Raw genomic sequence first — 15253 nt, 5'->3', positions numbered from 1 at the left:
AGCCCCGCATTGCGGGGCTCCTTACTCTTTACTTAGCGCGTAAATCATAATTCCAGTTGGTTTTTTCCAGCGCCTCAATACTTTCCACCACCAGGTCAGTCAGGGCATCCAGCATTTTTTCGCCTTTCTCAATGCTGGCGTAAGTCGGGTCGCCGGTGGCACCGGTGACAGACACCTCGGTGATATCCCACATAATCTGCACATTATCGCCGTGGCGGATGCTGTCTTCCGGCATCTGGCGCACCGCTTTGCTCAGGTCGCACAGATCAGGACATACCGCAGCGGTAATGGAGGATTCCCCCTCACCACCATGCCCCAGACCGTTCCATTCACGGAAGAAATTATCCCCGAGACGGCCGCCGAGTACAGACCACCAGGCCGGCAGGAACGCAAAGACCACATCTTTATGACGCGCTTTGACGTTTCGCTGCGCGATATCCAGCGACGGAATATTCCCGTCGTGACCATTGAAGACAAAAATGTGTTTGATGCCGTACTGAATCAGGCTCTCAAACATGTCTTCCGCAATCGCAATGACGGTTTCAAAGCGGATGTTAATCGCCATCGGTGTGCCGTTATAGTGTGCGGAAGTGCCGAACGGCACACCCGGTACCACAATCGTGCGGGACAAACGCTGTGCCGCACGGCGGGCAACGGCTTCCGGCACAAACAGATCCGGACCGAGCGGCAGATGCGGGCCGTGGCTCTCGCAACTGCCGAAAATGGTAATGGCGCTGTCAATTTCGCCCTTATCGAACCGGTTTTTCAGCTCTTCAGTCGTAAATTCATTCAGATAGACTTTTTTCATTATGATCTCCCTGTGGCCGGTGAGGTGGCTTTTGCCGCCAGCAGCGGATGCAATATCAGATAAATAATAACGGTAATAACTAATGCCAGCAGGCCGGTCGGCCAGTCAGACAGAATGTTGTTCAGTGCCATCACCAGACCGGAAGCCATCCCGGCCAGCGCACTGATCACCCCGGCATAGTTGTATTTCGGCTGACTGTTAATCTGCGTGATGTCGTAGCGGCATTTGCGGGTGATGTAGTAATCCGCCAGCAGCGGCCCGGCCAGCGGCGGTGCCATAATGCCGAGATAGTTAATAAAATCAGCAAAGAAGATCTGGTAAAAACCGATAGCCCCCAGCACAGTACCGATAATCCCGGTGGTCAGGATCAGGACGTTTTTATTCACTTTCACACCAACGGAATCCAGCACCGGCCCGGTATAGAGCGAGTTACAGTAGAGTTCCGCGTCGTTGGTGGTCCACAGTGACAGTGTCCAGGTGATCACCCCGATCAGCGCCAGCAGGAAGCTTTTCTCGATCATCCAGGTAATGTAGTTCGGCATCCCGACGGTCATGGTGCCGATATAACCGACCACATTGAGCAGCGGGTTGGTGAAAATAAAACAGGCCGCCGATCCCCAGAATACCGCAGAAATACTCTTATTAAAGCGGAACAGATCCACCCCCATCACCGCCCCGGCAATCCAGCTGCCGACCACCATCGTGATCGCGGTGGAGAGCATCAATCCTTCATTACGGTTGGAATTCTCAATAAAGACCGATAACCCGCCGCCCTCCTGCAACATGGCATAGCCGGTGATTACGGCGATAATCATAATAATCGGCGATACCGGAATGGCGATAATTTCCAGTCCTTTCATGCCGTGCAGTGAGGTGTAGGTAAACAACAGACCGGCGACGACACAGGAAAGAAAGACTTCCAGGGTGATCGGCACGCCGTTGTAGCCGTGCTCTGCCGGGTTAAAGACGATGATCCCGCTGGGATTGCCCAGGAACGTGCCCCAGATATCCCCGACCATCCCGGTTATCGCCGCAAACCAGCCGAGGGTCAGCAGCCCCATAGCAATCATCGGCAGGTTCGCGCCGAAACGGCCATAGGAAAAACGGCTGATCAGCGCCAGGCTCAGCCCGGTGCGCTGCGCCATAATGCCGAGCAGCGAGGTGAGAATAAACAACAATCCCATCCCGATGGCGATAGCCAGCAGTGCCATCGGAAATGACATTCCCGGCCCGCCGTTGGCGCCGGCCAGGGCGCCGCCGATAAATAACCCGGTTGCCACATAACCGAAACCTATCCAGACCAGCACCTGTTTCCAGGTCTCGCGGCGGTGTGTCATCGGTATGGGCGTAAACATAAAATCGTGGTCATGCGCCGGAGGCGCGGATGACGTTTCGTGTTTGCTCATGGTGTTTCCCCTGTCTTACGTGGTGTTGGCAGTTGCCGCTAAAAGTGTTTTTAAAATAAAAGGCCATGCTCTTGTTATGATTTATTATTAGCCTGGTAAAGTAATTGTTTGCAACTAAATTAATGAAAATAAAAGGAAAAGAAAATTTAATATAACGGACAGGTTGTCGGTAAAAGCGGGGCGGAAAATCACATAAACGGGAAGGGGAACAAAAAAGCGACGAAAAATGCTGCCATCAGAAATAATGGCAGCAGGATATAAAATAACCGGGGTGGTAATTATTCCGGCAGCGGCACCATACAGACGGCACTGCCGAAGCTGCCGTGACTGCACTCAACCCGGAATTTACCGTAACGGCTGAGAAACCCGAGCAGGCTGTCGCCGGAGTTAAAGGTGACAATACCGGTCACCGGCTGCCCGTCAGTGGACATATGCGGCATCAGGTTGTCTGCCAGTGCCCGTTTGATCAGCCCGGCCTCAGCGGAAGAGCCGATATAGAATTCTGATTTCAGCCAGTTTACCCCGGCAGAAACCGAATTCACGCCCGGAGAGCGGGCTGCGGCGAACACCATCAGCACCCAGCCGTTGGAGTTCTGGCTGTCGGTCGCAAACGGATGCGCCACCATGTTGTAAGCCGGATTGTGCAGGGCTTTGCGCAGTTCCGGATCACGCAGTACTTTCAGCAGCTGGGATTGCAATGCAGGCGGAAAGTGCAGGGTGGCGATGGTATTTCCGGCCAGGTCATCATCAATAAACTGATAAAGCCCCTGGATCCACAGCTCAGACTGCGCGGTGCCGCAGGTGTTGAGATTATGATACACCCGCCAGGTGCCGTTCCTTTCCCGTACGGCATAACCGGCATGGGAAAAGCTCAGCCCGTAGTCACTCAGTGCCTGACCCTGGCGGACCAGCAGAACGACCCGGTCGCCCTGTTTCTCCAGCCAGTCATTCAGCACTTTGGCCTGTGCGGTACGCTGTGCGGCTTCCTGCGGTGTGGGCGGGGATTTATCCGCACAGTTCTGACTGCTGCTGTATGCAAGGCCGGACGCAGTAAGCAGGGCAGCCGCAAAAACGGATTTCAGCAGTCGCATATTATGGCATCTTCTCCTGATGGGTTAATTCACGATCATCCTGAGTCACCATATGGGAAATGATTTTCCCGTCCTTTTTCAGATACGCACCGGGGCCTTTTTCGGCCGGTTCCAGTGTCAGTTTGTCACCCGGATTCACCGGGATTTTCTCCAGTTTTTCAGTGGCGACCAGCAGGGCGATATCTTCATTTTTATCGGTCTTGCCGGTGATGGTGGTGACTTTTTCTTTTTTATTGTTTTCCACAGACTCCGCGCTCAGCTGAGCCGGTAAAATGATCGGTGATAAAATCGCACCGCTTATCATCACAGAACTGTAGACACTGCCCGCACTACTGAGTACCGCAGCCGATAAATAAGGATTATCCGGCAGTTTACCTGCATTCGCAGGCAGTGTGACCAGTGTGGCGGCACATAATATTGCCGGAAAAATAAACTTATTCATGCTGTTTCCCTTAAATTAATGAACAAACGTTCTTTTTACCCGTTCAGACACCAGGAAATACGAAACCCAGATGATAGCGTAAATGACCAATCTTATCAGCGGATAATAAAGAGTGAAGTCCACATTAACATCCAGCAGATTAACCAGCACTATTTCCTGAATGGCTTCCGAGGCGATGGCAAAAAGAATAAAGGCAATAAACAGCTTCGGCAGATAACGGGAGAGCCTGAAGAAATAATACAGTGTTGTCAGTATCAGCAGCATGGTCAGTATGGTAAAAGCAATATTAATATACATGACCTGCAATACGCGGTCAGGAATAAACCCCGCATTTTGCTGATATAAATCATACCACTCACTCAGCGAGTAACCACCGGCACCCAGTGACAGAAAAAGGGTAATTAACGGCAGCCACAGCCAGCCGCCGATCCGCGACATCCGTTTTTCCGCGCACTCATCACAATATTCCGCGTATTGCGGAATCTCTTTTTCCCCGCACTGAATACAGACCCATTTATGTTCCATACATTATTTTCCGTTTTCGTCTTTCCGGATTATCCGGTTATTGGGGTTGGTTGTTAATCCGGCTCATCAGAATAGCATCGACATAGCGCCCGTCGCGGAATGCATAATCGCGGGCAATTCCTTCGCGCTGAAAACCGAATTTTTCATACAGTGCCAGGCCATCCGGATTATTGGCAAACACCTCTAATTCAATACGGCGGATCCCCAGCCAGTTATCACAATAATCAATCATTGCCTGCATTAATGCACTGCCGACACCCTGGCCGCGGTAGCTTTTATTTACCGTAATACCAAAATTCACCACATGGCGGCGGCGGGGATTACTGTTCTGATTAATACCCAGCAGCCCGACCACCACGCCGTCAATAACCGCCACCAGCCGGGTGGCTGACTGATCACCCTGGCTCATCCGGTGTTCCCAGAACTTCCGCGAGGTGTACGGCATCTGTAAGGTATTGGCATAAGACGTAAAATCCTGGTGCATATCGCACAGTGCCGCCGCATCGGAAGGGTCGGCTAAGCGGATGGTAATCTGACGCATAAATAATATCCTTGATGTAATACTGTTATATTCCATTATTAATGGCATCGAAATAGTGTACCCGTCAACGGAACGAAAAAGCCTTACCGGGAAAGCAAAAACGGAGTAACCGTGTTTTTTCCTGTTATTTTCATTTTCACGGATCAAACTGTCTGAGAATGAAAGATGACGATAAAATAAGCGGGGTAACATACTGACATAAGCCGGAAAGTACATTTTTTCTGAAAAATAAAAATTCACGCAAAAAAGTAGGCTAACCGGCGGCGGACGATTACACTAAATCCTTCCGGAAACAAAAGGGATTGTCATGGACATCCGGTTTCTTAAATCCGTATTCTGCAAATCAGGTATCAGCCGGATGACACATTCAGTACAGACACTGGTTTTTCTGCGCCACGGCGAAAAACCGGATAACGACAGCGGGCAGTTAACCGGCAAAGGATTAAACCGCGCACTGGCGCTGGCGGATCTCCTGATCGCCCGTTACGGAAAGGCGGATGCCCTGTATGCCGCCGCACCGAAACAGAGCAAGCTCGGCAATTCGCTGCGTTCCCTTCAGACCATCACCCCGGTGGCTGTCCGCCTGTCACTGCCGGTGCATCTGGAATTTCACGCCAAAGAAACCAAAGCTCTGCGCGATGCGTTACTGGATAAAACACATCACGGGCATACGGTCTTTGTGGTCTGGGAACACGATAATCTGATAAAAGTGGTGAGGGATATTCTGAAACAGACCGGCGGGGATTATTCCGATATGCCGGCCTGGCCGCGTGATGATTTTGACAGCCTGTGGGTTCTGACAATTACCAGAGAGGAACAGGATATCAGTATTGCATTCTCTCAGGAAAAACAGGGACTGAACAATCTGAAAGATTATTATTCCTGAGTGGAGTGGGTTCTCTGCTATTTATTGATATAAATAAGAATAAAATTATTTTCATTCTTTAAAATAAAAAAGGATGAAAAATAACAGCAAGGCCGTACTATAGTGTAAAATTACTTATTTATTACGTAATTCGGATGCGGTTTTTATTCCTTTTACAGATGAGAAAAATCTCAATAATAGAGATAGTTTGTCAGTATTTTATAATATTCCTGTCTGAATTCCTCACGTATAAAAAATCCTGTGCAGTTATTATGCGCATAAAGTAAAATTAAATGAAGTCAATTTAATTTAACTCTGGGTTACTCTTCCTGATTATTATTTCAACATTATGCATTTATGCTGTTTGTCAATTTTCATCTAAAGATATTTACTTGTTTTTCGTTATTTGCCGGTATTTTATTTTCATTTTAAATCAATGAGTTATTGTTTAATTAGTCATCAAGTAAGAGTATTTTATTAGTAGTATCATTGATGTAAGGATTAAACATGATATTTATCAATAATTGGATTTTTAGTTATTAAAACATACACCCATTAAATTTATTTAATATTAATACAATTGTGAAGTATGAATACGATATGCATTAAATTATTCTGGACTGACGAAAAATATAAATTATAGTGTTTGCACAGTGTGCAGAGCCTGTTAAAAAATATATTCTTTCTGCATGCGAAGATTTATAACAGGAATATTAATTAAGAACGAAATACGTAAAAACAATAGATTTTAATTTAATTTTTTCAGATAGAAAAATTTGGGTGTCAATATTCTAGTATACACAGTTAATGATTAGTTTACGGCTGATAGCCGAAATTAAAAATGGAGTTGTAAATTATTACTGTTAATTTCTATAAAAGGAAATATTATGAAAATTAAGTATGCTGTTTTACCAACTGCTATTGCCCTGTTATTCAGTGCTTCATCATTTGCTGACAATACCGGTAAAATTTTCTTTACCGGCTCAGTGAAGGCGCCTACATGTACAGTTAATAATGGCGCCAAGAATGTTTATATTGACATGGGTGTTCACGAAACCGGTGAATTCCCTGCTATGTATACAATGGTTAAAAGTGATGAAAAAGTAATTCTTTCACTGACAGAATGTGATGGTAATACAGCAAATCTGGCGTTGACAGCGAATGAACGTGACGGTAACGATATAATTAAATTAAAAGACACGGCAAACAGTGCCAAAGGTCTGGGTATCGTGTTAGTTGATTCAGATACCAATACCTACCGTCAGGTAGATGGTACAGTTACCGGTAAAGCAATTGTCAGCCGTGAAGCCACTTTTGAGTTTCAGCCGTACCTGATCAGTCTTGCAGATGTAGTGACAGCGGGTCGCATTAATGCAACGGTAGATTATACTATTACCTATAACTAACAGATATATCTATTGCAGGGCAGATAATTCTGCCCTGTTAATTATCTTTAGGCGGAGTTATGATTAAATCAATTAAAATAGTTATACTTATCTTTTCATGTATATTTATTAATAACAGTTTTGCTGATATATCTCTGGGTTCGACGCGTATAGTTATCAGCGACGGAAAGAATGAAGGTAGTGTAAGTGCCCATAACAGAGATAAAATAAACTATCTTATTCAAAGCTGGGTTTTGGATGAAAATGATAAAGAAACTGATAAGTTTGCAATAACACCGCCATTATTTAAACTGGAAAGTAATACATCGAGCAGTCTCCGGGTTGTGATGGTCGGTGATTTGCCGGAAGATCGGGAATCGCTGTATTGGCTGAATGTAAAATTTATTCCTTCAACGGATAAAGATATAAATACAAATAAATTGACATTTGCCGTTAATAATAGAATTAAAGTTATTTACAGACCGAAATCATTATCTTTCTCTGAACCAGTGGAAGTGTTTAAAAGAGTTTCTGTCCGGTATGTTGATGGTAATATAGAATTTAAAAATCCGACAAAATACTTCATTAATATTAGTGAAGTCAAAGTTAATGATGTGATTTTAAAATCACCAAGTTATATAGAGCCTGAGTCTTCAGTGTTGGTTTCTGTAGGGAATAAAAAGAAGCCATCCAGGGTAGGGTATACATTAATTGATGATTTGGGAAAATTAAATCTGTTTCAGGCTGAATTGTGATTTTTAAATAAATTTTCTTTTCATGATAGGGATTTTCATGGAGATATTATTATGAAATCATCAGAAAGAACATTGTCTTACAGTTCAATTCTGATTGTTGTGTTGTTTGGTGTTAACATTGCAAAAGCTGACGACTACTTTGATCCGGATTTCCTGACCAGCCCGTCGGGTGAGGCGCTTAATGTCGATTTATCTGCATTTGAAAAATCATCTTTTATACCCGGAACTTACCGGGTTGATGTCTATTTGAATGAAAAATATGTCAATACGCAGGAAGTTCTGCTAAATCTTGATAAAAATACAAATAAACTACAGCCTTGCTTTTCAGATGTTCAATTAGCCGACTACGGAATAAAACCGGAATATTATTCATTATTAGACAAGTCCGGGGATTGTGTTAATTTGAGCGGGATTCCGGGAGCTGATGCTGAATTTAAAGGGAATATTGGCCGTTTATATCTCAGTATGCCACAGGTGGCTTTTGATCAGAAAGCGCTGGATACCAGGCAGGAGTTACTATGGAATGACGGCATTCCTTCAGTTTTCACTGATTACAGTTTTTCCGGTCTGCATATGGAGGATAGTAAAAACCACAGTTCAGATGATTCTCTTTATCTGAGTTTGCGTTCCGGAATAAATATCGGCAGCTGGCGCTACCGTAACAACAGTACCTGGAATAAAAATACGAATGGCTATCAAAAATGGGAAAGCCAGCTGAATTATATTGAACGTCCATTGCGATCAATAAAAAGTAACATTCTGGTTGGTGATAATTTTTCTGATTCAGATATTTTTAATAACGTAGAGTTTCGTGGAATAAAACTATGGTCTGATGATCAGATGTATCCGCAATATGCCAGTATATATTCACCGACTATCACCGGTGTGGCAACAATAGATTCCACGATTGAAGTATATCAGAACGGGTATGTTATTTACCGGACTAATGTTCCCGCAGGGCCTTATGAGTTAACAGATGTTATTCCGCTGAACAGCGGAGAGAATTTGTATGTTGTCCGTAAAGGTGTTGATGGCAGTGAGTTCCGTTCCGTTGTTCCTTTTTCATCTCTGAATTTCATGCAGCGTAAAAGTCGCTATAAATACAGTATCACTGCTGGTGAGTACAGAATGAATCATTACAGGAATTCGGAGGGGACAGGTGATAAAACAAAATTCATGCAGACAGATGTATTTTACGGATTAACCGACAATACTACGGTTTTCGGTGGTGTGCAGACAGCATCCCGTTATCAGGCCTATGATGCCGGTCTTGGGATGAATATTCCGGTTATTGGTGCAGTAGCTGCGGATATTATGTTCACCAGAGCACGTCCGGATTTTATTGAAGATATGGACGGCAGAGCATTTCGTTTTCGCTATTCAAAATCATTGGAAAGCACAGGCACAAATATTAGTTTCGCCGGATATCGTTATATGAGTGGTGATTATCTCACCATGACAGATATGTTTGATTATTACAGCGGTCAGGCTGATACGTCGGCATATCTGATGCGTAAAGGACAATTTGAACTGACAGTGACTCAGGATTTACCGGATGATTTTGGTACACTGAATGCGACAGTATCCCATCAGACCTATAATACATATTATAATAATGAAGAAAAAAGTACGGAATCCTATAACGTTGGTTATTCGAATATATTTGATGATATATCTCTGAATGTTAATTACGCATATTATAAAAATTCACTCAACAGAAAACGTTATACAACAGATATATTTGAAACAGAACGTAATAATGACCATGTTATTTCTGTAAATATCAGTATTCCATTGCATGGCCGCTTTAAAGACCAGTGGGTAACTTATGGAGCATCGTATAACAAAGACGGGAACTTTGATAATTACGCAGGAATCGGCGGTATCATTCTGGATGAAAAGAATCTCTCATGGAACGTTCAGCAGGGGTATGGAAATAAAGGGAACGGTAATTATGGCAGCGTACACAGTAGGTATAAAGGGCGTTATGGCGATGTGAATGCCGGTTATTCTTATAAGAAAGATAATCGGCAGGTTTCTTATGGCCTGAGCGGCTCTCTTATTATGAGCGGGTACGGCGTCGTATTATCACGGCCGCTGGGTAATACTAACGGATTAATATATACACCGGGTGCAGAAGGTGTCCATATTATTAACAGTCCCGGTGTGGCAACAGACAGCTCGGGCCTGGCTGTCGTCTCTAATCTTATTCCCTACCGTAATAACAGTATCCGTCTTGATAACCTGACCTTGCCGGAAAATGCTGAAATTGAAGCAACAATAAAAGAAATATATCCGACCCGTGGCGCAATTGTTTTAATTGATTATAAAACGACACTCGGAACAAAAATTCTGGTCACACTGCGGGACGAAGATGGTCAGCTGATTCCGTTTGGTGCTTATTCAGAAAATGACAATGAGCGCAGTTATGTCAGTAACTATGGACGGCTTTATCTCACTGGTGCAAAAGATAAAAATGATATCCGGATTACCTGGGGAGATAAGAATCAGTATCAATGCAGTTTTTCTTATGATATTGACGGAAAACGAAAAGTAAATGGGTTTTATATTTTCGATGCAGTTTGCCGCTGACCGGAATATGACAATACCGGCAGATACTGCCGGTAAATAGCATTAAGTGAGGTTATGATGATAGGGAATAATCAAAATAGATGGCTGATGCTGGTATTACTTATGCTTTCAATACCGGCTTCAGCGGATTGCGGTAACACCACTGCCGTATTCAAAACAGCAGAATCACATCTGCTGGCGCGTATCGAAGGCAAAATCAGCGCAGGTGCATTGCTGGCTACTGATACATTACAGGTAGATAATATTTCCACCTGTAATAACAGTACATATGAAGAGTTATGGCTGGTTACGACGCAGCTGAACAGTGATTCATCGCCTGAGTTTTTCAGAATGATTAACGGTGTACCTGCATATTATCTTAATAAGGACTATGCCTATTCTGTCCGTCTTGACGGCGTTCAGCCTTATTCATCACAGGGTGTGGCTTTTTCTGCGGAAAACCGGAACGGTATTATGTACATTCCCCGTGCCGCCATTTCCATCTATGCGGCAACAGATAATCCTGAACCACTGAGATTATCTTCATCACAAGTCGGGTTGATAAAAAATAGCGGGCATGAAACGATAGCGAGACTGAAATTATCCGCCAATATCGATACCGTTGAAACATGTGTTATTGATACTCCGCAGATAGCCTATGATTTCCGTGACCTGGAGATTTCTGATTTTCCGGCAGAACCGGGCAGAACAGGTATCCGCTCTGATAATACGCTTTCAGTCAGTTGCAGTAATGAAAAAACAGCCAAAAGTGTTTCGATTATATTAAGTGAGACAACGCGTTTTGCACAGGCGGATAAATCAGTTATCGCCTCAACGAATCCGGCTATCGGGTTTGTACTTTATTATGGTGAGGAACAAATTACTGCGAAAAACAGGGCGTATCTCGGCGATATGCAAAAACAGTTAAATGCGTCAGTCACGGCCTATATTTATAAGCTGAAAAGCCGGGTTGAGCCGGGGCCGTTCTCAGGAACTGCGGAATATATCATCCGGTTTAACTGATAAACGGACATATATCTGCGTTACCTCCCGGAATTATCTGCCGGGAGGTCTGTCATCAGCTCTCTTTCTTCTTACGGCTGGCTTCTTCTGCACGTTTACGGCGCATTTCTTTCGGGTCTGCGATCAGCGGGCGGTATATTTCCACGCGGTCACCATCACTGACAATATCCGTCAGTTTTGCCGGACGGCTGAAAATACCGACTTTATTCTGCGTTAAATCCACATCATCCCGTAATGACAAAATACCGGAGGCAAGAATAACGGCTTCCACCGTGGCGCCTTCGTTTATTTTCACCGGGATCAGAAACTGTTTATCAGGCAGGGCATAACAGACTTCAACAGAAATATCAGACACGATAAACCTCTTTTGCCCGTTTGGTAAATGCCATCACCATATTACCGGCCAGCTCTTTAAATATACGGCCGAAGGCCAGCTCAACCAGTTTATTGGTAAATTCAAAATCCAGATTCAGCTCAACTTTGCACGCTTCAGGACTCAGCGGAATAAACGACCAGCCGCCCATCAGTTTACGGAACGGGCCTTCCACCAGTTGCATACGGATATGCTGATTGCTGGTCAGCTGATTGCGGGTCACAAAGGTTTTACTGATACCGGCTTTGGATACATCCACAGACGCGGTCATCTCATCCTGCTCGTGGCTGATAATACGGCTTCCCACGCAGCCCGGTAAAAATTCCGGATACGCACGGACATCATTCACAAGGTTGTACATCTGTTCCACACTGAACGGAACCAGTGCGGAGCGGCTAATTTGCGGCATAACACATCCTGCAGTCAAAAATCACGAAACGGCGGAAATTATCGCCGCCTGTTAAATCGTATTATACTGTGCTCCGGCGCGGAGATAAATGCACAATGCGGCGTGTGCTGATGACAGAATGTATCTTAATGACAACAAAGATGTTTGTCACAAAAAGCACTTGCCAAATCCCGCTGACATGTTAAAAACAGCGTACAGGGACAGAAAACCCGCAAAGGCGCTTAAAATAGCAGCATTTACCGTGCGACGGATAAATAAGCAATTTATTTCGGGTGTGCATAACGTATAATAGTGGTCATTATGACAAAGAAAAAAGTTCACAAACCAGGCTCTGCCACCATCGCGCTGAACAAACGCGCCCGCCACGACTACTTTATCGAAGAAGAGATAGAGGCAGGTCTGGCGCTGCAGGGCTGGGAAGTCAAATCATTACGCGCAGGTAAAGCTAACCTGGGGGACAGTTACGTCATCCTCCGTGACGGCGAAGCTTTCCTGTTTGGTGCCAACTTCACACCGCTCAGCGTGGCCTCATCCCACGTTGTCTGCGACCCGACCCGGACACGCAAACTGCTGCTCAACCAGCGTGAACTGGACAGCCTGTACGGCAAAATCAACCGTGACGGGCACACCGTGGTCGCACTGTCGCTGTACTGGAAAAACGCCTGGTGCAAAGTCAAAATCGGCATTGCCAAAGGTAAGAAAGAACACGACAAACGCGATGATATCCGTGAACGTGAGTGGAAATTAGACAAAGCAAGAATTATGAAGCACGCAGGGCGTTAAGTACTGGTATTCCGTACTGATTTTCTGATATACTGCGTTTCACAACTTGGGGCTGATTCTGGATTCGACGGGATTTGCGAAACCCAAGGTGCATGCCGTGGGGCGGTTGGCCACGATAAAAGCCGCAAAAAAATAGTCGCAAACGACGAAAACTACGCTTTAGCAGCTTAATAACCTGCTCAGAGCCCTCTCTCCCTAGCCTCCGCTCTTAGGACGGGGATCAAGAGAGGTCAAACCCAAAAGAGATCGTGTGGACTTCCTGCCCGGGGAGAAAGCATTAAAACGAATCGGGCTAGTTTGTTAGTGGCGTGTCTGTCCGCAGCTGGCAAGCGAATGTAAAGACCAGACTAAGCATGTAGTACCGAAGGTGTAGAAATTTCGGACGCGGGTTCAACTCCCGCCAGCTCCACCAAATAAAACAAGGGGTTACGCGAAAGCGTAGCCCTTTTTTTTGATAATGTCCGTTTTGTGTCCATCCACGGATTTTATGCAATGGGGTTATTATATATGAAAAATATTTTCTCTGGTTTCTATTCTTTGGATGATTCTGAGATGGAATCTATCTGGAATGATGATAAAACGCTTTTTATTTTTGATACTAATTGTCTCTTGAATTTGTATAGATGTGAGGAAAAAACTCAAAATGATATACTTTCTGTCATGACGGTTATTGCAGACAGAGTATGGATACCATTTCAGGTGGGTCTTGAATATCAGAGAAATAGAAAAAAAGTTATTTATGAAAGCTTATCAAGTTTGCAAGAATTTGAAGAATCTTTAAAAAAAATTCCAGACTCAATATCAAATAGCTTTTTAAATGGTAAATTTAAAAAAAATCTTTATAGCCCCCTCTCCGGTGAGTTGGATAAATTGAAAGAAAATATCAAAGAATCTATAGATAAATATATAGATGAAAAAATATCTATAAGAATTCAGCATAAAGAAAATATTTCAAAAAATGATGTGGTTAGAAAAAAAGTAGACGAAATTATAAAGGATAAAGTTGGTGAGCCTTTTAGTCAAGATGATATAAATGAATTTAATGTTGAAGGAAAGAATAGATTTGAAAATAAAATACCTCCTGGTTATCAAGATGAAAAATTAAAAGATGAAGATACTTTTATTTTTTCATCTATAACATATAAACGAAAATTTGGTGACTTATATCTATGGAAGGAAATAATAAAAAAAGGTAATGATGGAACTGTTGATAATATTATTTTTGTTTGTGATGACTTAAAAGATGATTGGTGGTATGAACTTAAAGGACACCGTCATGGTGCCCTTCAAGCATTGAATACCGAAATATTATCTAATTCAACGATTAATAAATTTAAAATGATAACTCAATCTACGTTTTTATTTGAATCTAAGAAGTATATTAAAGATATAGATCTAGAAGAATCATCATTATCGGAAGTGAGACAATTACAAGAAGTGACCTTATCGCATTATAATAGTAATAAAACTATAGAGTGTGATTTTAAGAAGGATAATGGTCAAGGCGATTTTTATTTTGATGAGAGGATAGGTGGTATTTTAAATGAAATTAGCATAATTAAGTCTAAAATTGAAAGTACTGAAAATATTATTCATATAGCTGGTGAGAAATATAAAGTTGGTGAAAATACCCAAATTAACTCTTTAATATTAATGCTTCCTGGGTTTTTGGATTTGTTATTTGAAAAGGAAATGGATATTAATATTTTACAACGTAAGGTTCATGATGGATATAAAAACAATCTAACGGAAAAAGATTTATTGTTATTTGAGAAAACTTTATCTGTATATAAAAAGGAAATTACTGAAATAACAGATGATATAAATAATAATCTTGCAAAAATAGTTTTTTCTCAGTGATTTCAGTTTTCCAAATCCCGCAACGCCGCGCCGTTCTTGGCTTTTTGTAATTCTGCGGCGTTTGTGGTGATCTTTTCTTTCCCACGTAAAATAGAATATTTCCTTTAATTTCAATGTGTTGATTTTTATCGCGATCCTTTTTTAGATCTTCTGACTGAAAAAAACTGAAAAACCTTTCACAGATTTCAGTTGCAGGATATCTGCAACGCCCCAGCAGTGGCGCGGTCTGGCGTACCGGTTTGAAGAATTTTAAAACTGAAATAATTTTCTGATCCAAAAACCGCAGGCGGGTGCGGTGTAGTGCGTTTTACGTGGTGAAGTGGATTACTTCGTGCGGTTTGTAAGTATCCCGGAAAAAAGTCCCATTCACTTTCAGAGATCTTCATCCATACTGATATGTATCCTGAGGAGATCGC

At 43.3% G+C, this 15253-nt stretch carries 16 protein-coding genes and 1 other RNA gene; 8 read left to right on the top strand and 9 right to left on the bottom strand.

Going from position 1 to position 15253, the window contains the following annotated elements:
- Window positions 1–28 precede the first annotated feature (28 nt).
- The 6 genes from AB7038_RS08500 to AB7038_RS08475 form a co-directional block, all read right to left on the bottom strand.
- Window positions 29–808 (bottom strand): creatininase family protein, encoded by a 780-nt coding sequence (locus AB7038_RS08500; protein ID WP_369453123.1) that lies wholly within the window; start codon window positions 806–808, stop codon window positions 29–31.
- Window positions 808–2214 (bottom strand): purine-cytosine permease family protein, encoded by a 1407-nt coding sequence (locus AB7038_RS08495; RefSeq protein WP_143970699.1) that lies wholly within the window; start codon window positions 2212–2214, stop codon window positions 808–810. The genes AB7038_RS08500 and AB7038_RS08495 overlap by 1 nt, the downstream gene beginning before the upstream one ends.
- A gap of 278 nt (window positions 2215–2492) precedes the next feature.
- On the bottom strand, window positions 2493–3305 hold the full coding sequence (locus AB7038_RS08490) for a DUF2145 domain-containing protein (protein ID WP_369453122.1): 813 nt from the start codon (window positions 3303–3305) through the stop codon (window positions 2493–2495).
- 1 nt (window position 3306) lies between these two features.
- The gene (locus tag AB7038_RS08485; protein WP_369453121.1) at window positions 3307–3747 is read right to left on the bottom strand and encodes an STM0539 family protein; all 441 of its coding nucleotides are present in this window, start codon (window positions 3745–3747) and stop codon (window positions 3307–3309) included.
- A gap of 15 nt (window positions 3748–3762) precedes the next feature.
- A complete protein-coding gene (locus AB7038_RS08480) occupies window positions 3763–4272 on the bottom strand; it encodes a DUF2569 domain-containing protein (protein ID WP_072870754.1) in 510 nt (169 codons plus the stop codon).
- 37 nt (window positions 4273–4309) lie between these two features.
- Window positions 4310–4813: a GNAT family N-acetyltransferase gene (locus AB7038_RS08475; protein WP_072870751.1), complete on the bottom strand. Its 504-nt coding sequence runs from the start codon at window positions 4811–4813 to the stop codon at window positions 4310–4312.
- A gap of 358 nt (window positions 4814–5171) precedes the next feature.
- Between AB7038_RS08475 and AB7038_RS08470 the strand changes: the two genes are divergently transcribed.
- From AB7038_RS08470 to AB7038_RS08450, 5 genes are all read left to right on the top strand, one after another.
- Window positions 5172–5699, top strand: coding sequence for a histidine phosphatase family protein (locus tag AB7038_RS08470; protein ID WP_369453120.1), 528 nt, complete (start codon window positions 5172–5174; stop codon window positions 5697–5699).
- Window positions 5700–6565: 866 nt separating this feature from the next.
- Window positions 6566–7084, top strand: a complete 519-nt coding sequence (locus AB7038_RS08465) for a fimbrial protein (protein ID WP_046892588.1) — start codon at window positions 6566–6568, stop codon at window positions 7082–7084.
- A gap of 59 nt (window positions 7085–7143) precedes the next feature.
- Window positions 7144–7818 (top strand): fimbrial biogenesis chaperone, encoded by a 675-nt coding sequence (locus AB7038_RS08460; protein ID WP_369453119.1) that lies wholly within the window; start codon window positions 7144–7146, stop codon window positions 7816–7818.
- A 51-nt stretch (window positions 7819–7869) separates the two neighbouring features.
- Window positions 7870–10410, top strand: coding sequence for a fimbria/pilus outer membrane usher protein (locus AB7038_RS08455; RefSeq protein ID WP_369453118.1), 2541 nt, complete (start codon window positions 7870–7872; stop codon window positions 10408–10410).
- Window positions 10411–10512: 102 nt separating this feature from the next.
- Window positions 10513–11412: a fimbrial protein gene (locus tag AB7038_RS08450; protein WP_369453117.1), complete on the top strand. Its 900-nt coding sequence runs from the start codon at window positions 10513–10515 to the stop codon at window positions 11410–11412.
- Window positions 11413–11467: 55 nt separating this feature from the next.
- On the opposite strand, the gene AB7038_RS08445 is transcribed toward AB7038_RS08450, so the two are convergent.
- A complete protein-coding gene (locus AB7038_RS08445; protein ID WP_072870737.1) occupies window positions 11468–11767 on the bottom strand; it encodes an RnfH family protein in 300 nt (99 codons plus the stop codon).
- A complete protein-coding gene (locus AB7038_RS08440) occupies window positions 11760–12194 on the bottom strand; it encodes a type II toxin-antitoxin system RatA family toxin (RefSeq protein WP_004238510.1) in 435 nt (144 codons plus the stop codon). Before AB7038_RS08440 ends, AB7038_RS08445 begins: the two co-directional genes overlap by 8 nt.
- A gap of 300 nt (window positions 12195–12494) precedes the next feature.
- Between AB7038_RS08440 and smpB the strand changes: the two genes are divergently transcribed.
- The 3 genes from smpB to AB7038_RS08425 all read left to right on the top strand — a co-directional run bounded on the left by smpB (window position 12495) and on the right by AB7038_RS08425 (window position 14837).
- Window positions 12495–12977, top strand: a complete 483-nt coding sequence (gene smpB, locus AB7038_RS08435) for an SsrA-binding protein SmpB (protein ID WP_004238509.1) — start codon at window positions 12495–12497, stop codon at window positions 12975–12977.
- 48 nt (window positions 12978–13025) lie between these two features.
- Window positions 13026–13389: a transfer-messenger RNA gene (ssrA, locus tag AB7038_RS08430) on the top strand.
- A gap of 80 nt (window positions 13390–13469) precedes the next feature.
- Complete coding sequence (locus AB7038_RS08425) at window positions 13470–14837, top strand: PIN-like domain-containing protein (RefSeq protein ID WP_369453116.1); 1368 nt, start codon at window positions 13470–13472, stop codon at window positions 14835–14837.
- A gap of 185 nt (window positions 14838–15022) precedes the next feature.
- Here AB7038_RS08425 and AB7038_RS08420 read toward each other — a convergent pair.
- On the bottom strand, window positions 15023–15253 hold a 231-nt coding region (locus AB7038_RS08420; protein ID WP_369453115.1), incomplete at its 5' end, for a hypothetical protein.

Source organism: Morganella morganii (assembly GCF_041099235.1).
Lineage (GTDB): Bacteria > Pseudomonadota > Gammaproteobacteria > Enterobacterales > Enterobacteriaceae > Morganella > Morganella morganii_E.
The sequence above is the reverse complement of the archived record's forward strand: the minus strand, read 5'-3'. Positions and strand labels throughout refer to the sequence as shown.